This window comes from Klebsiella sp. BIGb0407 (genome assembly GCF_024807845.1).
Taxonomy (GTDB): domain Bacteria; phylum Pseudomonadota; class Gammaproteobacteria; order Enterobacterales; family Enterobacteriaceae; genus JGM124.
The window spans coordinates 1-19908 of the sequence record NZ_JANUEQ010000014.1; the positions used below are offsets into that span (position 1 = coordinate 1).

Consider the following 19908-nt stretch of genomic DNA (forward strand, 5'->3'; position numbering starts at 1 on the left):
GGAAGGCGGCAAGAGAACGAATCCCGATGAGCTTACACAAGTAAGTGATTCGGGTGAGTGAGCGCAGCCAACGCACCTGTAGCTTGAAGTATGACAAGTTATATACCCAAAATAATTCAAGTTACAGGAAGGCGGCAAGAGAACGAATCCCGATGAGCTTACACAAGTAAGTGATTCGGGTGAGTGAGCGCAGCCAACGCACCTGTAGCTTGAAGTATGACGGGTATATTAGTAAACAACCTGCGTTGGGCCATCCCCCGTCCCACGATCGTTACGTGAAGGCGCCGATTGAACTGCATCCTCTTTTGTTACGCTCTTAGTCGTTGGTGTTTGTTCTTTATCCGCGGGTGGAAAATACAGAGGCCCTTTCAGGCCACAACCCGTAAGGCCAGCCAGCGTCGTTACGACAACCAGCGTGCAGAAAATCTTCTTCATTATAGTGTTGCCTGTGATTCAAGGATCTTGTGTCTATCATCGCAGGTGAAGTCTGAAAAGCAATACTCTTCGTTGTCCGTTACTGCCAAAAAATCGCCCCTTTTATCTGAATAATGAAAATTATCTCTCTTAAAATAAGCGGGAATTAGCGGATACTGTACGCTCTGAGGGCAAAATAATTCGTCCTCACAGCAGTAACAATCAAGCAACAAGAAGTATGACGAGTATATACTGCCTTAAAAACTAAACAGGAAGCAGATATGAACGACAGTGAATTTCATCAACTGGCTGATGGTCTTTGGCTGACCATAGAAGAACGCCTTGATAACTGGGACGGCGATAGTGATATTGACTGTGAAATAAACGGCGGTGTATTGACGCTCAGTTTTGAAAATGGCAGCAAAATCATCATTAATCGCCAGGAGCCCTTCCATCAGGTATGGCTGGCGACGAAAACCGGCGGCTATCATTTTGATTTGAAAGACGGGACATGGATTTGCGATCGTAGCGGCGCAGAGTTCTGGCAGCTGCTGGAACAAGCCAGCTCAGAACAAGCGGGTGAGGCCGTCAGCTTTCGCTAATTACGACTCATACTGCTGTTGAAGCTGAGGCTGCGCTGTATTGCCATTTTGAGCATTCAGCGCAGCAGATGTGAAAGTGATGGCCTGCGGACGAAAGGGAACTACCTGAACACGCCCGTCAACTTTCACAATCTGATAGAACTGCGGTAAATTGAAGTTGATAAAACTCGAACCGTAGGTAAAACGATCGTGGGAAGAAGAGTAGAAGCGGCTCACATCGCGAATGAGTTCCTCTTTGCTCCCCTCACAATGGTGATAAACCTCAGCCCGGTTACTTTCATCAAGGATGTAGATATTAAAGCCCTGTTCTTCGTGGGTATCTTCAAAGAAAAACTGAATAATCCCCTCACTGGCGTAACCATCAACCACTGGCGGCAATGTCACCTGGTTAGTTTCTACTTGCACCGATAAACCATGCAGTTTGTTATGCGAAATAGCGCCATAAAAATCAACCGCATTCTCGAGTTTCTGTACTGATACGTTCACACGCTCAAAGAACAGTCCCCAAGTCTGCCCGGCGACACGCAGAGCTTTAAAACGGCCCGGTTCCAGCCTGGTGCTGGAAAGACGGAATTCGATACACTCTGAGACCAGTTGCTGAACCCGGGTACGAATCAGTCCGCGCAAATGCTGGCTGTAGCAGAACACCTCAACGCTGTCTGGCGGAGAAGCATCCTGATGCATTTTTCCAAGAATAGTCTTGAGGGCTTCGATCATCGCCTGCTCACCGTTAAAATGCAGGGTTCTGACTTCATTCCATGAATTACGGTACAGCAAATCAATACTGCCAATCAGGCACTGTTGTTCTTCGCCAAAACTGAAAACGTCCAGCTTACGGAAATCGATATGTACTACCTGATCGCGGAATGCTGCCGTCGGGTCATATTCCAGGTTAACAATGATAGCCAGATGGCGAATTTCACATGGGCTGTAGAGTGCTTTTGGCGTCGGAGCGGGTAGTCTTAGCGGGAAGCTATTGGATACGTCAGAAACCATTTCTTGTAGCTTCGGTAAGTCTGCGACTTTATTTCCCTTAATAAACAACTGGGTGCGTGAAGTCAGCAGGCCATTAAAATAGGCCCAGGCAATCAGTTTATTAAGATAACGGTTATATTCCAGCGGCTGATGGCTCACGATGGAGTCCATATTCGGCGCCCGGTTGTAAAGATACCAGCCGGAGCGGTTGGTGCGGCCAGGTGGAACATAGATAAACGTCAGATTCGGTTCACTCAAGTCAGGTGAAATTTGTGGATTCACCAGAGTGACTTTACCCGGTAGTGCTTCAAAGGCAGCATAGAGTTTACGCGTCAGAACCCCGATATCCTGCGGACTGGCAGAGACACTCAGATTATTACGACGCGCAAAACGAATCAGATTGCGGTAACTTTGCATCATCGCATCAAGCAGTTCATTGTGTGCTTCACGTACTTGATCGATTTTCCAGTTAGCCCGGTTGTCCAGCATCACCAGACGCTCGTTATCCCAGCCCCAGCCTTTTACCAGCTGGCCGAGAATTTCACGACGCCAGCCGACACAAGCCCGCTCACGCGATAATTTCTCGCATACTTTCAGATAAAAACAGCGACGAACTAAGTCAAGACGCGTCATATCGTTAAGCTGGATAAGATATTCCGTGACCCGATCCAGCATCATGCAATAAGGATCGAGACCAAAAGAGACGATTTCGCCATCATGCAGGCGCTGCTTAATGTCTTTGGCTAACAGCCTGGTATTCGGATATTCCCAGGAATAGGCTTCCAGCAGCAGAGTTTTCATCACTGCTTTATAAGGGGAATCGATACTTTTGTAGAGCTGCCACAAACTCGCACCAAAGTACTCCTCGGCCGACAGCGAGCTAAGGCCGCCTAAGTCCAGCCATTCGTTTGGCGTCAGTACACCCTGCGCATAGAGCGTCATGACATACTCGTCGTAATGCTCTTCTTCATTGCAAGGCACCATATTCCAAAGAATACGTTTCCCTGCCATGCGTACTGCGGTGCGGTAGAACTCATCCAGCAGCAAAATATGCTGGGTCGAACCACAGTCTTCGCCACCCAGACTACCGCTGGCATTATGACGAAAACGGTTTTCATCAATCAGGAAGAAACTGACCTCAACCCCAAGCGATGCAGCCCAGGTCTCGAGTAATCGGCATTTTCTTTGTAGCAACTGGCGCTCTTCATTGTCCAGCCATGACTGGTGACAGACCCAGATATCGAGATCTGAAGAACAGCTCTGACCGACAGAAGAAGTACTGCCCATGGAGTACAGCCCGGTCAGTGGCAGTTCGCCTGATGGCGTATCCGGCAGCTGAAGACCGTACTGTAGTTCAAGGCCGCTGAGGTAGTGGCGCTGGGTTTCATCAGGCGTGTACAGGCAAACGCCGCGGGGAACATTACCTTCGAGGTAACCCGGCATCAGTGGGTGGTTATAATGTAACAATATTGGCAGTAAACTGTATACCTGCTGGAAAGCAGGGCCCATAGCAGCAAGAGCACGATCTACGCGCAATTGGTTTATGGCATCCAGTCTCTGCTTTAGAGTTTCAATATAGAGGTACAAGACGCATCGCCTGATAGTTTCAGTATCACGAAAAAATCCGATTTCCGGTAATTTTTTTCTGGGCTATAAGTTGCCTGAAAAAAATTGCTGGAAACGTGATCAATTTAACACCTTGCCCGTTGACCGTAAAGCCAGATGCGCGATTAGTGGGGTTATATTCCCATACATCCGCTTTTGTTTTCCTGATTCCAGGTATAAACCTTCCCTGGTTACCAAACCACCAACACTGACAGCCTTCCGTTAACAGTGGTAGGATGGTCAGTAGATGATAAATACGGTAACAAGCATGCTAGACAATATACTAAGAATCGCGACTCGCCAAAGCCCTCTTGCACTCTGGCAAGCACATTTTGTTAAGAAACAGCTGGAATTCTTTCATCCACAGCTCACTGTGGAGTTAGTCCCGATGGTCACTCGCGGTGATATTCTGCTGGATACCCCACTGGCTAAAGTCGGTGGAAAAGGCTTATTCGTCAAAGAGCTGGAACTTGCACTCCTTGATGGTCGTGCCGATATCGCAGTGCATTCCCTGAAAGATGTTCCGGTTGCTTTTCCTGAAGGTCTGGGCCTGGTCACTATTTGTGAACGTGATGATCCCAGAGATGCTTTTGTCTCTAATAATTATGAAAATCTGGAGGCGCTGCCCGTTGGGAGTATTGTCGGCACCTCCAGTTTACGTCGGCAATGTCAGCTCGCTGAGCTGCGTCCGGACCTGATTATCCGTTCACTTCGGGGTAATTTAGGTACGCGGCTGGGTAAACTGGATAACGGTGAATATGATGCCATTATTCTTGCCGTTGCAGGACTGAATCGCCTTGAGATGCAGGCACGCATTCGTTATGCGCTACCGCCAGAGGTATCATTGCCTGCTGTCGGCCAGGGTGCAGTGGGTATCGAATGTCGACTGGATGATGCTCATACTCAAGCCTTACTTGCGCCACTGAACCACCATGAAACCGCTATTCGGGTTAGCGCTGAACGTGCGATGAATATTCGCCTTGAAGGAGGATGTCAGGTTCCGATTGGCAGCTATGCTGAATTCAATGGCGATGAGCTTTGGTTACGGGCGTTGGTCGGTGCACCTGACGGTCAAGTGATGATCCGCGGCGAACGACGCGGCAAATCCGAAGATGCAATAGCCATGGGAATCTCTCTGGCGGAAGAGTTACTGGCGAACGGAGCCAGAGATATCCTCGCCGAAGTATATAATGGAGAAGCACCTGCGTGACCATTCTTGTCACTCGCCCTTCCCCTGCTGGAGAAGAGTTAGTCGGCCGTCTGCTTACACTTGGGAAAATGGCGTATAGTTTTCCCTTAATAGAGTTTTCACCAGGCCGACAATTAGCGCAGTTGCCCAGTCAGTTAGCGGCATTACCGGCAGAGTCTCTGGTTTTTGTCCTGTCGCAAAACGTTATACATTTTGCCGGTCCACTGTTACGTCAGAGCGGTATTGACTGGCCAAAGGAACATACCTGGTTTGCTATCGGACGCACAACAGCACTGACTTTACATGCTGCCAGTCATTTAACGATTCACTACCCTCAAGACAGGGAAACCAGTGAGGTCTTGCTACAATTACCAGAGTTACAGCATATTCAGGGTAAACAAGCACTGATTTTGCGTGGTAATGGTGGTCGAGAGTTATTAGGCGAAACACTGCAAGAACGCGGTGCAAAAGTCACTTTTTGTGAATGTTATCAACGTAATGAAGTAAATTACAATTCACTGGAAGAGGCCTGGCGGTGGTATGAACGCCAGATATCAATCATTGTTGTCACCAGCGGAGAGATGCTGCAACAACTCTATACACTGATCCCAGTCTGGTATCGTGAAAACTGGCTACTTCAATGCCAGCTACTGGTGGTAAGTGAGCGACTGGCAAGCCTTGCCAGACATCTGGGCTGGCATAATATTCTGGTCGCTGATAATGCGGATAATGACGCGCTATTGCGTGCGTTACAATTAACCTAAAAATACGGGACGCCACAATGACGGAACAACAGAACAACTCCGACACTGCTGCCGAAGAAATCAAGTCAGCGGTAGAGACCACACCATCGTCTGAATCCTTGGTTAAGAACAACCGGGCAGCCAGGGTTGGAATTGCTCTCGGGGCTATCGCTATTGCCATTGCCTTAGCAGTGGCTGGCGGGGTTTATCACTACAGCGGCTCTCAGTTTTCTTCACAAACTGCAGCTAATACAGCGCTGGCTAATCAACTACAGGCCCTGCAACAACAGCAAACTGCACAGCAGCATGAATTTAGTGCACAGTTAGCGCAACAAACCACGGCCTTGCAGGACTCATTGAAGCAACAAGCCATTCTGACTCAGCAACTCGAGACGGTTCAGGAGAAAGTCGCCAGTTTTTCGGGTAGCGATGCCAAAGCCTGGCTGCTTGCTCAAGCCGATTTTCTGGTAAAACTTGCGGGGCGTAAGCTCTGGAGCGATCAGGATGTCACTACTGCGGCTGCATTACTGAAAACCGCAGATGCCAGCCTGAGCGATATGAACGATCCGAGTATCATCCCGGTTCGCCGCGCGCTGACTGATGATATTACTCGGCTTGCAAAAATCTCTCAGGTCGATTACGACGGAATTATTCTCAAGCTGAATCAGCTGTCTAATAATATCGATAACCTGCGACTGTCGGATAACTATAGTGATGGTTCTCCGATGGATTCAGACGGTACTGAACTCTCTGGCACTCTGACAGAGTGGCGTCAGAATCTGGCTAAGAGCTGGAACAGCTTTATGGACAGCTTTATCACCATCCGTCGTCGTGATGAAACGGCGATTCCGCTGCTGGCACCTAATCAGGATATCTATTTGCGGGAAAATATCCGCTCTCAGCTTCTGGTTGCTGCCCAGGCGGTGCCTCGTCACCAACAAGAGATCTATAAGCAGGCGCTGGAAACGGTTTCAACCTGGGTTCGTGCTTATTACGATACCGATGATGCTTCTACCAAGACATTCCTGGATGAGCTGGATACGTTAATCGACCAGAATATCAATATGGATGTTCCTGAAGCGCTGCAAAGCCAGGCATTGTTAGAAAAGCTGGTTCAAACCCGGGTACGTAGCTTATTTGCGCAATCCACCACAACAACAGATGACATGCCTCAGTCTGATGTCGCAGCGACAGTATCAGAGCCTGATGTTAAACCAGCCGCAGAGTCTGAGGCTAAACCTGAAACAGCAGCAGAGGCGAAACCAGAATCTGCGCCAGCAACAAGTAAGGGAGAATAATAATGATTAAAGTCTTGTTATTGTTCCTGGTACTGATTGCCGGTGTTGTTCTTGGCCCTATGCTTGCTGGTCATCAAGGCTATGTTCTGATCCGGACAGATAACTATGATATCAACACCAGTGTTACCGGACTGGTAATTATCTATATTCTGTCGGTTATCGTGCTATTTGTGATTGCGTCGATACTACGACGTATCTTCCGTACCGGGGCGCATACCCGCGGTTGGTTTCTGGGACGTAAGCGTCGCCGGGCCAGTCAGCAGACCAAAGCAGCACTGCTTAAACTGGCCGAAGGCGATCACGGTCAGGTTGAAAAATTGATGAGCCGTCATGCTGATCACGCTGAACAACCGATGGTCAATTACCTGATAGCAGCCGAAGCCGCACAACAGCGCGGTGATGAAATACGCGCTAATCAGCATCTGGAACGTGCCGCAGAGCTCGCGGAAAGCGACGATCAGCTACCCGTTGAAATCACTCGCGTTCGTTTGCAGCTGGCACGTAACGAAAATCATGCTGCGCGTCATGGTATCGACAAACTGCTTGAAATCGCACCACGCCATCCTGAAGTATTGCGTCTGGCAGAACAGGCCTACCTGCGCACCAGTGCCTGGAGCTCTTTGCTGGAAATTCTGCCAGCGATGGAGAAAACCAGAATCGCAGATGAAGCCCATATCACTGCACTCCAGCAGCAGGCCTGGATTGGATTGATGGGCCAGGCGATGGCAGACCAGGGTAACGATGGTTTGAAAGCCTGGTGGCGTAGCCAGAGCCGTAAAACTCGCCAGCAAAGGGTACTGCAAGTGGCCATGGCTGAACATCTGATTGAATGTGATGATAATGATGCTGCGCAGGATATCGTTCTGGAAGGGCTTAAGCGCCAGTATGACGATAGTCTGGTGATGCTGATGCCACGCCTTAAATCAGGCGAGCCAGAAAAACTGGAGAAAACATTACGCCAGTTGCTGAAAGCAAACGGCAATAAAGCGCTTATTCATAGTACCCTGGGTCAGTTACTGATGCAGCGCGGTGAATGGCAGCAGGCAGCTGATGCATTCCGTGAGGCTCTGAAGCTACGTCCTGACGCCTTTGATTATGCCTGGCTTGCTGACTCGCTGGACAGATTACATCAGCCTGAAGAAGCAGCGCTGATGCGCCGTGAAGGATTATTGCTTACGCTAAAAAATAATCCCGGAGCCTGATTCAGGTACTCTCTAAAAGGCGACAATTTGTCGCCTTTTTTCTACCTGCTCACTGGATTTAACGGCTTCAGTATTAAAGCCTGTCGCAACACCACTCTTTTTTTGGCAATACGTTTCTGACTTTCGGGGTTCTGTTTTGCCAGTAATTCTTGATAAGTAGACACTCCCTCACAACCCTGACCACAATTCTTTTCCGACATCTGTTGGTTCTATTTTCTATAGTCGAAAGACTGGAATTTGCTCGGCACAAAAAAAAACACCTGCCCAAAAGGGCAGGTGCTAAAACAGGTCGATTTGACAACTGATTGATGCTTCACTCAACGTTGTGCCCATGGTGTTGGATGAGACCCTTGGGAGGCGACATCTACGGGTGGACAATAAGCATCATAATTTTGGCTCTGCATCATTCCTGGATTTATGAGGCCGAAGCGAACATAAGGAGTGGAATGAGCATCTACACCCATATTATTGCACAATACGTGCCAGGATTTCATCTTGCTGGTTATTCATCGATAACTAAGTATTGATCAATACGTTAAATGAGATCTGAGCCTCAAATTTTTCCCTCTCACCTTCTGAACAACCAACGCCTGTCTCCTTATAGAGACACCAATTCGACAAAAACATAAAATAATATAATTATCATATAGTTATAAGTCTCCATCTGGCGACAAGCTACCCTGTCGTTTGTCTCATTCTGGCAACAGGGACGACAACAAATAGGGGTAACTCTTTCTATATCAGCGGGATAAGTCAGACCGACTATAAAATAGTCGTAAAATACAGGCAGAGTATTGATAAGAGGATTTTTCAGAAAGATAAAATGCAAAAACCCCGCCGAAGCGGGGTTTTCTAAATGTGGTCGGCGAGAGAGGATTCGAACCTCCGACCCACTGGTCCCAAACCAGTTGCGCTACCAAGCTGCGCTACTCGCCGATGTACTGCTTTACTGCAAATGCTTTACTTCAAAAGCGAAGTCTCGCCTGAGCGAGAATTTCTGAATGTGGTCGGCGAGAGAGGATTCGAACCTCCGACCCACTGGTCCCAAACCAGTTGCGCTACCAAGCTGCGCTACTCGCCGAAATACTGCTTTCCCAACTATCTTAATTTAGGAGTGGTGCGAAGGGAGGGACTTGAACCCTCACGTCCGTAAGAACACTAACACCTGAAGCTAGCGCGTCTACCAATTCCGCCACCATCGCAATGCTACACTTCTAAATTAATGGGGTGGCTAATGGGACTCGAACCCACGACAACTGGAATCACAATCCAGGGCTCTACCAACTGAGCTATAGCCACCACTGTAAAACTTTCACGCGGTATAAATACCACCGCAGCTCTAGCACCCATATTAATGGTGCGCCCGACAGGATTCGAACCTGAGACCTCTGCCTCCGGAGGGCAGCGCTCTATCCAGCTGAGCTACGGGCGCATAGCGCCGTTGCGGGGTCGGATATTACGGCCTTCGCGCCCAGCTGTCTAGTGATAATTTAAAAGAAAATGCTCATTTGGTTATGCTTTGCGCATCCAACAGCTTATCCGTCTATTTTTTCAGCGAGATGACGTGTTCTGCCAGTAATTAATCGATAGATAACACTCACTACAACTAAAAACACCGCTCCCACCACCAGTGATAAACGCGTAGCTTCATTCAACCCCATACCGACCAGGACGCATACCAGAAACGCCATCGTCAGGTAGTTAACCCAGGGGAACAAGATCGAACGGAAAGGATGGGTCTTCAGAGCTTCGCTGTGTTCACGTCGAAAACGGAGCTGGCTTATCAAAATAACAAACCACGGCACCATACCTGGTAACACGCTCGCGCTATAGACATAAACAAAGACCCGCTGCGGATTAGGAATCAAGTAATTCAGGCATGAACCGACTAACAGAACCACAATCGATATCAGAATGCCGGTAACAGGAACGCCGTTACGTGACACTTTCGCCATTGCCAAAGGTAGCTGACGATTTCTTGCCAGGGCATATAACATACGACCACAGCTATACATCCCGCTGTTACAGCCCGATAGCGCCGCGGTTAATACCACAAAGTTGATAATCCCGGCCGCTGCAGTAATACCAATTTTCGCAAAAGTGAGCACAAAGGGGCTACCACTGCTGTCCATTTGGTTCCAGGGGAAAATAGTGACGATAACAAAAATGGCTCCGACATAAAAAATCAGGATACGCCACAATACTTTGCCTACCGCGCTGCGAAGCGTCACCTGAGGATTTTTGGCTTCGCCCGCCGTCATGCCTATCAGCTCAACGCCTTGATAGGACGCCACGACAATACAGAGCGCCATCAAGAAACCTTTCCAGCCCCCGGCAAAAAATCCGCCATGCTCTGTCAGATTACCAAAACCTGTCGGTTGACCATGATGACCAAATCCGAAGAAGATAATGCCCAGCCCTATGACTATCATGACAATAATCGTCGTCACTTTAATCATTGCAAACCAGAACTCTATCTCACCATACAGACGTACCGCAGCGAGGTTAGCCAGAGCCACCAGCCCGACGGCTATCAGGGCAGGTATCCATTGTGGCAGCTCCGGGAACCAGAACTGCACATACACACCAATGGCGGTTATCTCTGAAATACCGACAGCCATCCACATAAACCAGTATGACCAGGCCGTGAGATAACCAAAGAAGGGATTCATGTAACGATGCGCATAGACGGCAAATGAACCGGTTACTGGCTCAAGAAACAGCATCTCCCCCATCGATCGCATAATGAAAAAGACAAACAGGCCGGCGATAATATAAGCCAGTAATACCGAAGGGCCTGCCCACTGCAATGTACTGGCTGACCCCATAAACAGCCCGACTCCGATAGTGCCACCTAATGCAATCAGCTCGATATGTCTGGCTTCGAGCCCTCTTTGCAATTCGGCTTTTTTTTCTGCCATAAATTTTCTGTCCTGGTGTTGTATCCCGGTTGCTACCGAGTGTTGTTATATTTTAAAACGTTGACCCGATAGCCGAAAAAATCACCACCAGGCTCAAAATTAGGGGGCAATAGTTTCGTATTTTTATGTAAATTACAAATAATGGCTGTACCAGTAGTGAAAAATGAAAATTAGCGTTCAGCTGGAGCCCATACGCAAAAACGCGCCAAAAGGCGCGTTTTATAGTCATCCAGGGGGATATCAGAGCTTACCGCTGTAATGCCATCCCAAATAGCGTAATAGCTTAAGCTGACGTTTAATCCTGCTTGGCTGAGACAACAGACGATACAGCCACTCCAGCCCGAGATTCTGCCAGACCTTAGGTGCACGTTTAACATGTCCGGTGAATACGTCATAGGTACCGCCAACCCCCATATACAGAGCATCAGGTTGTACTTCCCGACAATCACGCATAAACACTTCCTGACGTGGTGAACCCATGGCAACCGTTACTATCACCGCCCCACTGTCACGAATGCGTTCAAACAGCGCTGGGCGTTGCTCTTCACTGAAGTAACCGTCCTGGCTACCGACAATATTCACCTGCCAGAGCCGACGCAGCTTCTCTTCGGTTTGGGCGAGAATTTCTGCTTTGCCTCCTATCAGGAATACCGGAGTCCCTTCAGCGCCAGCCCGTTGCATCAACGCTTCCCAGAGATCGGCGCCCGCGACGCGGCTGACTTCAGCTCCGGGATATTTTTTGCGAATAGAGCGAACGACGCTTATCCCGTCCGCATATTTATATTCAGCAGCAGCAATCAGCGCCCCCATCTCAGGCGTACTCTCTGCGGTGAGAATTTTTTCCGCATTGATCGCCACAAGCGTGCCAGACCTCAGCTGGTTATCAGCATAGAGATAGTCCAGAGCATGTTGCATATTGCGCCAGCCTAACAAGTTAAGCCCACGGATACTGTATTTTGGCGCATCAGTCAGGTTGTTCATATTTATCCTTATCACGCGTTTTGATTATCACGAACCGTACCCGCCGTCCGACGATGATAAATAAGCCCTGCCACACTGAATAGCCAGTAAAGTAGTTTTGCCATCAGCAAGCAAAGACCAAATATCACACTGAAAAACACCACACGCGAAACAAATGAATCCAGCCCCTCACGAGCCAGTACTATCATATTAAAAATAGCACCAAAGCAAAATGCATAGGTCACCGCCGCTTGATAGCGATTGGTATCCTGATTTGCTCTCTCATACAGCCAGTCAAACCACTTGATAATCAAACCAACCACAATCGCGCCTAACGGAATAAACGCAATTCCGCCCATCACAACCAGGGAGCCTATCAGGGTCGGTGAAATCGCAAGGCCGGAATGGTTATTCAAAACTTCCCAGGTAAAATAGTTGGCCGAATTTAATACCGCATTCGGTCGGTCAGGCCACATCCAGCCGGGAATAAAGACATAGAAGTCACGTATAATCGGGGCCAGACCCTGGAAGGATATTTTGTCGTAGTTTTGCAGCAGCAATGCTAAGTTTTCCCACGGAGAGAAGGTATCACGCGTCAGGTATAAGAAAGTATAGAACGCCTCATCACCACTGACATTCAGACCGTAGCGTTTCAACGCCAGCCAGAACATACCAACTATGGCAAACACCCCCGCCGCGACCAGCATCCACAGCGAAATCCAGCCGCGAATAATGCCGATAAATAAGAAAATAGCGAAAGCGATAATAATATTGGCGCGCGTGCCACCGACAATCATATAGGTCAGTAAGCCAAAGGCTACAGTACTGACCAAGAAGAATAGCCAGGCACGTCCATCCTGCTTGAGGAAATAAACCACCAGCATGGCGGGAATAAAGAAGTAGAAGAAACGCTTAAGGGCAACGCCTGAGACCTGACTTGAGAATATCTGGCTGTATGAGTTGAGCTTAAACAACAGGAAACCATTATTCATAAAAAAGATTGAAACACTGGCCAAAGCTACTGCTGCCAGCAAGATCCACAGTAAATGGGTTTCAACCCGGCTCATGGTAAATAGCGGTCGCTGGGTTGAGGTCGTCTGTTTACGGGCCAGCCTGGTTTTATAGGCTACATAGTAGATACCATAGAAACAGCTCGCTGCTAATTGCGCCTGTAATAGTACCTCAGCCGGTACCACCTCGACGCCAAAACGAAAAGCCAGTACACAGGTAAATGGGAAACCGAAGAAAAAAGTCAGCAGATAAAGAAACGAGAAAAAGACGTTGAAGTTGAACCGCACCCGGCGGAACTCCTGGTAGGTCAGCAGACCAATAAATACCACGCTTATCAACCAGACGATAAACAAACCACCGAACTGCAGTAAACTCATACACCCTCTCCTGCTGCAAGAGCGAGCGCTTTACGCCAGCCATCCACATAACCTGGATTGAAAAAAGCGATATGCTGCTTGTCTACTGCGCTTAATGCCTGCCGGGCAGCACGTATTATCGGCTCATTCAGAGGGTCATCGGTAAATAAGAACGGAATCATCTGTTCCTGCAAATCCTGCCAGAACGGGTTTTTACGGCTCAGAACGCAAGGAATACCCGCCTGAATCAACAGGCAAAGCGTACCTATCCCCTGCTGGCGTTCAAAAATAAAATAGCCCAAATCACATTGCTGCAATAGCGCCAGATAAGCAGAGAACTCCATATTCTCCGTTAACAGCTGGATATGCTCCGGGCTGAACAACTGCTCTGCAGTTTTGCGAACCTCAGCAATATAAGCGTCATTATTATTCGGATAGCCCATCGGAATAACGACCCGCACGGTATCGCCAAATTTGGTCGCAATGGCGCGTAAAGCGGCAATATGCTGATTACTTCGGTCACCGGAGTTACCCACCAATATCGTCAGCTTGTCATCGGGTGTATGGTCCGCTGCCAGGCTATTGAGCGTAGGATCCATTCGGGTCGGAAAATAGAGCAACTCACCAGGTACTTTGGGGTTATGTTTATGAAAGTAACTCAAGTCTCCCCGGGTTGCGAACACCTGCCCGACCTTCTTCTGTGCTCTTCTGCGCAGTAAATAAAACAGCCGAAACTTCCATGCCCGTGAGGCCTCATATAAATCTGCACCCCAGATATGCCAGCTAACCTGTTTGCGCTTCAGCCCTCCGGTAAGCAACGCCAGCCATAACCGCGCATTAAACTGACCATGGAAGAAAAAGTGCTGGGCCCGCCGGGCTCGTGCTTTCGCCAGCACCGCAGCTGTCATTGCCTGTTTTGTAGGATACAGCGTGATAGTGAGCTCAGGAAAAGCAGAGGGTAATGCAGGGTCCTGAGAGACCACCCAAAATTCACGGGTGTGCGGGCTGATAGTGACGAGAACGTCATTAAAAAAACGCAGTACCGTCTGATTATGATGCGGGAGATCGGCTCCCAAAACGTGAATCAGTGTTGTCATTCTCGCCTACGATAAACAAAGAAAACGCTACAACAGAGCGTAAAATAGACAATATAGGTTGCCATATATGCCTGAGCAGCGCCGGCGGCGCCATGAGCTGGGATCAACCAATGAGAAAAACCGGTTAACAAAATAAACTGGCTGACTTCCGCCAGAATATAAAAACGCAGTGCCGCTTTAGCAATAATCAAATAGCCAAAAACATAGGAGCCAACTTTCAGGACATCGCCCACCAGTTGCCAGGCAAATAAGTCGCGCATCGCAATAAATTGGCTGGAGAATAGCAACCAGATAGCAAAATCACGTAGCAGCCATACCAGCAGGCTGGCACATGCCACCGCAGGCAGAACAAACTTCAGAGCCTTTGTCACTTCACTGATGAGCTGTTGTTTTTCATTCAGACGCGCCAGAGTCGGTAAGAGCCAGACACTGAATGAAGCGGTGATAAACTGGAGATAAGCATCAGAAATACTGCTGACACCCTGCCAGAGTCCGACTTCGTCCCAGCTGTAATATTTTGCCAGCAGGTTTCGCATCATCACATAAGCAACGGGTAAGGTAACGGATGTTATCAAAGCCATTAAGGTAAACTTACCTAAATGGCTGGCCAGTACGCTATCCCAGCTGGGTCGCAGATAATGCAGGGGGAAATAACCCCGTTTAATCAGTACCACTACTGCTGGTATCATTATCAGTGCGGGTACTAGCGCAAGTCCGAATAAGGCCCCTGAATAGCCCCCCAGGCGATAGCACAGATAATAAGCTACGACCCCAATCGCGCTACCCGCAATCAGTGCCAGCGCATTTCCAGCCGCATCGCGGAAGCCTTTGAGAATAGCCAGCGAGAGATTTGCCCAGGCAATGCCCATTTGGACCAGCGCAACTAAACGCACCAGCCCCTGGTAATCGGCGCTGTCAAATAACACTTCACTGACAGGCCGGGCTGCCACCACAAAAATAATCGCCAGTAACGATGAAAAGCCAAGCACCATTGCAGATGAGGTACCCACGACACGTTCAAGCTGTTTTGGGTCATCGTGATGCTGAGCAATGTACTTGGTGACACCGTTAAAAATACCGGCTCCCGCCAGTACGCCGAGAACCGTAACCAGTTGACGAAAGTTTCCTGCAAGCCCGACACCCGCGGGGCCGAAAGAAACCGCCAGCATCTTAATAATAATCAACCCCGCACCAATCTTTACCAGTGTCGAGGCAGCGGTCCATACTGACGCTTTAGCCAGAGACATATCAGGCGAAGTAACTAAGTAAGGTATTGATAACAGTGCGCTGATTTACCAGCGATAGGTTATAAAACAGCGGTAACCGAAGCAGGCGTTCACTTTCTCTGGTGGTGAAGCGGTCTTCACCATGGAAAGTGGTAAATTTCTCGCCTGCCGGTGAACTATGCAGTGGAATATAATGGAAAACAGCCATAATTTCGGCTTCGCGCAGCCAGGCAATCAACGCACTACGATCGTCAATATCGCGTAGTTTGAGATAGAACATATGCGCATTCTGTACGCAGCCTTCAGGAATAACAGGCAGCTCAATACGCCCCGTTTTTGCCAGCGGAGCCAGTGCCTGGTAGTAGTTATTCCACAAAGCCAGACGCTGTTCATTAATCGTGGTTGCAGCTTCCAGTTGTGCCCAAAGGAAAGCGGCCTGAAGGTCTGCCATCAGATAGCTTGAACCAATATCCCGCCAGGTGTATTTATCCACCAGACCACGGAAAAACTGACTACGGTTGGTACCCTTCTCGCGGATAACCTCTGCTCTTTCCACCAGTGCGGGGTCATTAATCAGCGTCGCGCCACCTTCACCACCCGCGGTGTAATTCTTGGTTTCATGGAAGCTAAAGCAGCCAATATGGCCGATCGTCCCCAGAGCCTGACCTTTATAGGTCGACATCACGCCCTGGGCGGCATCCTCGACAACAAACAGGTTATGCTGCTTAGCTATCGCCATGATTGTGTCCATTTCACAGGCCACACCGGCGTAATGCACAGGGACAATCGCACGGGTTTTATCGGTAATCGCTGCGGCGATTTTAGTTTCATCGATATTCATGGTGTCCGGGCGAATATCGACAAAAACAATATGTGCACCACGTAATACAAAGGCATTGGCAGTGGACACAAAGGTGTAGCTTGGCATGATAACTTCATCGCCAGGCTGGATATCCAGCAAAATAGCGGCCATTTCCAGCGAGGCAGTACAAGAGGGCGTCAGCAGTACTTTTTTACTATGAAACCGCTGCTCCATCCATTGCTGACAGCGACGCGTAAATCCGCCGTCACCGCAGAGTTTGCCGCTGCTCATCGCCGACTGCATATATTCGCTTTCAGTACCAACAACCGGAGGAGCATTAAATGGGATCATGTTTTCACCTGTATAGCCAAAAAGAAGTACTGTCTATCGTGGCACCACGTTGAATGTAGAGCCGCAAAGCCGCCCGATTACTGACCTGTGTAGCAATACGTAAGGTATTCAAGCCACGCTGCTGGCACCAGCTCTGAGCGGCTGACATAAGCGCACTTCCCATACCCCGCCCGGCGAGTAAACCGACTCGCGCTTCTTGCGCGTTAAGCTGTCGGAGTGTCACAAACCCTTGAATAACATCCTGTTGAGTGAGTAATAAACATTGGTTATCAAAGGTACCATGGACCGCATTTTCCACCCACTGAGCATAGAAGCGTCCACTGTCACCAGGCTGATACCAGGGAGTGCGAAACCGGCTTTGCTGAAAAGCGAGAGCGGCTTGTTCTCTGAGAACATCAATATGCTCAGCCCGGGCAACCTCAAAATTAGCAGCCGTCGGGTGCTGCTCCACAGGCAGACAGAGATCGACCTCCCCTTCCACGAACTGGAAACCTAATATCTGCAAGCTATCCAGCAAATCCGTGCGATGCGCAGGAATTTTAGCCTGTACGCGTGACCAGCTATCCAGCTGACCTTGCGTTAAGGGTTTGGCATCATCACTGATACGCACCAGGCTGCTGTTAACGCCAAAAAACTGATTTTCCCAGTTGAGTGGCTCAAGCGTTGCGTGAATAGCCTGCATTATCGCCAGACGCCTTTAGTATCAACAATCCAGGATTGTGTGACCTGCTCGCCCTTGATGGCTTTAAATTCGTTATGGTCAACCAGCAACACTAAGACGTCCGCTTGCTGTAATGCTTGCTCCAGCGATACCAGCTCACTGGTAGCGGCAAGCTTTTCAGGGAGTGTATGAATATTCGGTTCGACGATCAGTGTTTTGCCGCTATGCCAGGTAGCCAGAGTGGCAGCAATATTCATTGCCGGACTTTCACGTAAATCATCAATATTCGGTTTAAATGACAAACCAAAGCAGGCCAGAGTGACTTCACTGGCACGACGCCCGGTCTCAGACAGGCAATCAGCTATCGCCGCTTTTGCACGATCGATAACCCACAGCGGTTTACTGTCATTAACTTCACGAGCCGTACGAATCAGACGCGCATGTTCCGGACTTTGCGCCACGATAAACCACGGATCGACCGCAATACAGTGCCCGCCAACGCCTGGACCTGGCTGTAAAATATTAACCCGTGGATGACGATTAGCGAGGCTAATCAGTTCCCAGACATTAATACCGTTGTTCGCACAGATAAGCGAAAGCTCATTGGCGAAGGCAATGTTCACATCACGGAAGCTATTTTCCGTCAGCTTACACATTTCTGCAGTGCGTGAATGGGTGACGACACACTCACCTTCAAGGAAAATATTGTATAGGTCACAGGCTCTGGCAGAGCAGGCTGCCGTCATACCGCCAATAACACGATCGTTTTTAATCAGCTCAACCATCACCTGGCCGGGGAGCACGCGCTCCGGGCAGTAGGCAATATTGATATCAGCCTGTTCCCCAGCGTGCTGTGGGAAGCTGAGGTCCGGGCGCAATGCCGCCAGCCAGTCAGCCATCTGCTCGGTGGTACCGACCGGCGAGGTTGACTCCAGAACCACCAGAGCGCCTTTTTTTAACACCGGCGCAATAGACTCGGCAGCCGCTTTAACGTAGACCAGGTCTGGCTCATGGGAGCCTTTAAAGGGTGTCGGAACGGCAATCAGATAGGCATCAGCAGCGAGCGGACTTGTGACCGCACGTAAAAAACCGTTCTCAACGGCTGTTTTCACGACGATATCTAAATCAGGTTCGACAATATGTATTTCACCACGATTAATGGTGTCTACAGCATGCTGATTAACATCAACCCCGATAACCTGACACTGACGAGAAGCAAAGGCTGCCGCGGTAGGTAAACCGATATAGCCCAGGCCAACAACGGATATAGTTGTAAAACTCATGATGCTACCTGACTCTGTTTCAATGCATTCAAAATGCGGTGACAGGCCTGACCGTCACCATAAGGGTTGTACGCCCGACTCATAGTTTGATAACTCTGGTCATCGCGTAGCAGTTCATTCACAGCGGTAATAATAGCCTCTTCATTAGTACCGACTAAGCGTACCGTTCCTGCCTCAACGGCTTCTGGCCGTTCAGTGGTTTCTCGCATCACCAGTACTGGCTTACCTAAAGATGGCGCTTCTTCCTGAATACCCCCTGAGTCCGTCAGAATCAGCCAGGCTTTATCCATCAGATAAACAAAGGGGAGATACTCTTGTGGCTCAATCAGAATCACGTTATCAACATGACCCAGAATTCGCCCTACGGGCTCTCTGACATTAGGGTTCAGATGAACCGGATAGACTATCTGCACATCACTATTTTGTGTGGCAATCGTCGCGAGAGCATGACAGATATGTTCAAACCCACTGCCAAAACTTTCCCTGCGGTGTCCGGTAACCAGAATCATTTTTTTGCTGCTATCAAGAAACCCTAGCTGCTGTTCAAGACTCTGACGTAAAGGACCTGCTGATAACATGCTGTCACGCACAGTCATCAGGGCATCAATCACCGTATTTCCGGTAACATGAATTTGCGTATCAGCCACATTTTCTCGTAACAGATTTTGCCGTGAATTTTCTGTCGGCGCAAAGTGCCAGGTCGCGAGATGTCCTGCAAGGATGCGATTAGCCTCTTCAGGCCAGGGGGAGTAAATATCGCCCGTACGCAGCCCGGCCTCAACATGTCCGACATGAATACGCTGATAAAATGCGGCAAGACTGGCAGCAAAGGTCGTGGTGGTATCACCGTGAACCAGGACAATATCAGGCTTAAATGACTCAAGGATAGGCTTCAGCCCCTCAAGGATCCGACAGGTTATCTCGGTCAGCCCTTGCCCTGGTTTCATGATATCTAAATCGTAATCTGGTTTAATGGAGAACAGGTTTAACACCTGATCCAGCATTTCCCGATGCTGTGCAGTCACACAGACTCTCGCATCAAAAAATGCGTCACGCGCCAATGCATCAACCAAAGGCGCCATTTTTATGGCCTCAGGTCGTGTGCCAAAAACAGTTAACACTTTCACAGCGATTCTCTTCTATTAAAAGATGGGAGTCATCCGTCATTTCCCACCTGGGAAGGCATCTATACCCGTAATAGATCAAGTGACC

At 49.0% G+C, this 19908-nt stretch carries 16 protein-coding genes and 5 tRNA genes; 5 read left to right on the top strand and 16 right to left on the bottom strand.

What is annotated here, in order from left to right:
* Nucleotides 1-228: 228 nt before the first annotated feature.
* Nucleotides 229-435 carry an LPS translocon maturation chaperone LptM gene (gene lptM, locus M2387_RS24745; protein WP_259053366.1) on the bottom strand — a complete coding sequence of 69 codons (207 nt, stop codon included), beginning with the start codon at nucleotides 433-435 and terminating at the stop codon, nucleotides 229-231.
* A gap of 260 nt (nucleotides 436-695) precedes the next feature.
* Here lptM and cyaY point away from each other — a divergent pair, with 260 nt between their 5' ends.
* The gene (gene cyaY, locus M2387_RS24750) at nucleotides 696-1016 is read left to right on the top strand and encodes an iron donor protein CyaY (protein ID WP_259053369.1); all 321 of its coding nucleotides are present in this window, start codon (nucleotides 696-698) and stop codon (nucleotides 1014-1016) included.
* Here the strand turns inward: cyaY and cyaA are convergent, their stop codons facing one another.
* Nucleotides 1017-3578, bottom strand: a complete 2562-nt coding sequence (gene cyaA / locus M2387_RS24755; RefSeq protein ID WP_259053372.1) for a class I adenylate cyclase — start codon at nucleotides 3576-3578, stop codon at nucleotides 1017-1019. It lies immediately after the preceding gene.
* Nucleotides 3579-3864: 286 nt separating this feature from the next.
* Between cyaA and hemC the strand changes: the two genes are divergently transcribed.
* From hemC to hemY, 4 genes are read left to right on the top strand one after another with little or no spacing between them, the layout of a single operon-like run.
* Entirely contained in the window at nucleotides 3865-4806 is a 942-nt protein-coding gene (gene hemC / locus M2387_RS24760) for a hydroxymethylbilane synthase (protein ID WP_259053374.1), read from the top strand.
* Entirely contained in the window at nucleotides 4803-5549 is a 747-nt protein-coding gene (gene hemD / locus M2387_RS24765; RefSeq protein ID WP_259053377.1) for a uroporphyrinogen-III synthase, read from the top strand. Before hemC ends, hemD begins: the two co-directional genes overlap by 4 nt.
* Nucleotides 5550-5566: 17 nt before the next feature.
* On the top strand, nucleotides 5567-6826 hold the full coding sequence (gene hemX, locus M2387_RS24770) for a uroporphyrinogen-III C-methyltransferase (RefSeq protein WP_259053379.1): 1260 nt from the start codon (nucleotides 5567-5569) through the stop codon (nucleotides 6824-6826).
* Between the two features lie 2 nt (nucleotides 6827-6828).
* Nucleotides 6829-8028 (top strand): protoheme IX biogenesis protein HemY, encoded by a 1200-nt coding sequence (gene hemY, locus M2387_RS24775; protein WP_259053382.1) that lies wholly within the window; start codon nucleotides 6829-6831, stop codon nucleotides 8026-8028.
* Nucleotides 8029-8887: 859 nt separating this feature from the next.
* Here the strand turns inward: hemY and M2387_RS24780 are convergent.
* From M2387_RS24780 to wecB, 14 genes are all read right to left on the bottom strand, one after another.
* A tRNA-Pro gene (locus M2387_RS24780) sits at nucleotides 8888-8964 on the bottom strand.
* A gap of 68 nt (nucleotides 8965-9032) precedes the next feature.
* Nucleotides 9033-9109, bottom strand: a tRNA-Pro gene (locus M2387_RS24785).
* Nucleotides 9110-9143: 34 nt separating this feature from the next.
* Nucleotides 9144-9230, bottom strand: a tRNA-Leu gene (locus M2387_RS24790).
* 21 nt (nucleotides 9231-9251) lie between these two features.
* Nucleotides 9252-9327 (bottom strand) — tRNA-His (locus M2387_RS24795).
* Nucleotides 9328-9383: 56 nt separating this feature from the next.
* Nucleotides 9384-9460: transfer RNA gene (locus M2387_RS24800), tRNA-Arg, on the bottom strand.
* A gap of 103 nt (nucleotides 9461-9563) precedes the next feature.
* Nucleotides 9564-10949, bottom strand: coding sequence for a bifunctional threonine/serine APC transporter ThrP (thrP, locus tag M2387_RS24805; RefSeq protein WP_259053385.1), 1386 nt, complete (start codon nucleotides 10947-10949; stop codon nucleotides 9564-9566).
* A 240-nt stretch (nucleotides 10950-11189) separates the two neighbouring features.
* Nucleotides 11190-11930, bottom strand: a complete 741-nt coding sequence (gene wecG, locus M2387_RS24810) for a lipopolysaccharide N-acetylmannosaminouronosyltransferase (RefSeq protein WP_259053388.1) — start codon at nucleotides 11928-11930, stop codon at nucleotides 11190-11192.
* An 11-nt stretch (nucleotides 11931-11941) separates the two neighbouring features.
* A complete protein-coding gene (gene wzyE, locus M2387_RS24815) occupies nucleotides 11942-13297 on the bottom strand; it encodes an ECA oligosaccharide polymerase (RefSeq protein WP_259053390.1) in 1356 nt (451 codons plus the stop codon).
* The gene (wecF, locus tag M2387_RS24820) at nucleotides 13294-14373 is read right to left on the bottom strand and encodes a TDP-N-acetylfucosamine:lipid II N-acetylfucosaminyltransferase (RefSeq protein WP_259053392.1); all 1080 of its coding nucleotides are present in this window, start codon (nucleotides 14371-14373) and stop codon (nucleotides 13294-13296) included. The genes wzyE and wecF overlap by 4 nt, the downstream gene beginning before the upstream one ends.
* Nucleotides 14370-15620, bottom strand: a complete 1251-nt coding sequence (wzxE, locus tag M2387_RS24825; protein WP_259053394.1) for a lipid III flippase WzxE — start codon at nucleotides 15618-15620, stop codon at nucleotides 14370-14372. Before wzxE ends, wecF begins: the two co-directional genes overlap by 4 nt.
* 1 nt (nucleotide 15621) lies before the next feature.
* Nucleotides 15622-16752 carry a dTDP-4-amino-4,6-dideoxygalactose transaminase gene (gene rffA, locus M2387_RS24830; RefSeq protein WP_259053396.1) on the bottom strand — a complete coding sequence of 377 codons (1131 nt, stop codon included), beginning with the start codon at nucleotides 16750-16752 and terminating at the stop codon, nucleotides 15622-15624.
* Nucleotides 16753-16756: 4 nt separating this feature from the next.
* A complete protein-coding gene (rffC, locus tag M2387_RS24835) occupies nucleotides 16757-17434 on the bottom strand; it encodes a dTDP-4-amino-4,6-dideoxy-D-galactose acyltransferase (RefSeq protein WP_259053398.1) in 678 nt (225 codons plus the stop codon).
* Complete coding sequence (wecC, locus tag M2387_RS24840) at nucleotides 17434-18696, bottom strand: UDP-N-acetyl-D-mannosamine dehydrogenase (protein WP_259053399.1); 1263 nt, start codon at nucleotides 18694-18696, stop codon at nucleotides 17434-17436. The genes rffC and wecC overlap by 1 nt, the downstream gene beginning before the upstream one ends.
* Complete coding sequence (wecB, locus tag M2387_RS24845) at nucleotides 18693-19823, bottom strand: non-hydrolyzing UDP-N-acetylglucosamine 2-epimerase (protein ID WP_259053401.1); 1131 nt, start codon at nucleotides 19821-19823, stop codon at nucleotides 18693-18695. The genes wecC and wecB overlap by 4 nt, the downstream gene beginning before the upstream one ends.
* Nucleotides 19824-19908: the final 85 nt, after the last annotated feature.

Coding starts and splice junctions, on each gene's coding strand:
- lptM (WP_259053366.1), bottom strand. CDS start 435: ATGAAGAAGATTTTCTGCACGCTGGTTGTCGTAACGACGCTGGCTGGC.
- cyaY (WP_259053369.1), top strand. CDS start 696: ATGAACGACAGTGAATTTCATCAACTGGCTGATGGTCTTTGGCTGACC.
- hemC (WP_259053374.1), top strand. CDS start 3,865: ATGCTAGACAATATACTAAGAATCGCGACTCGCCAAAGCCCTCTTGCA.
- hemX (WP_259053379.1), top strand. CDS start 5,567: ATGACGGAACAACAGAACAACTCCGACACTGCTGCCGAAGAAATCAAG.
- hemY (WP_259053382.1), top strand. CDS start 6,829: ATGATTAAAGTCTTGTTATTGTTCCTGGTACTGATTGCCGGTGTTGTT.
- thrP (WP_259053385.1), bottom strand. CDS start 10,949: ATGGCAGAAAAAAAAGCCGAATTGCAAAGAGGGCTCGAAGCCAGACAT.
- wecG (WP_259053388.1), bottom strand. CDS start 11,930: ATGAACAACCTGACTGATGCGCCAAAATACAGTATCCGTGGGCTTAAC.
- wzyE (WP_259053390.1), bottom strand. CDS start 13,297: ATGAGTTTACTGCAGTTCGGTGGTTTGTTTATCGTCTGGTTGATAAGC.
- wecF (WP_259053392.1), bottom strand. CDS start 14,373: ATGACAACACTGATTCACGTTTTGGGAGCCGATCTCCCGCATCATAAT.
- wzxE (WP_259053394.1), bottom strand. CDS start 15,620: ATGTCTCTGGCTAAAGCGTCAGTATGGACCGCTGCCTCGACACTGGTA.
- rffA (WP_259053396.1), bottom strand. CDS start 16,752: ATGATCCCATTTAATGCTCCTCCGGTTGTTGGTACTGAAAGCGAATAT.
- rffC (WP_259053398.1), bottom strand. CDS start 17,434: ATGCAGGCTATTCACGCAACGCTTGAGCCACTCAACTGGGAAAATCAG.
- wecC (WP_259053399.1), bottom strand. CDS start 18,696: ATGAGTTTTACAACTATATCCGTTGTTGGCCTGGGCTATATCGGTTTA.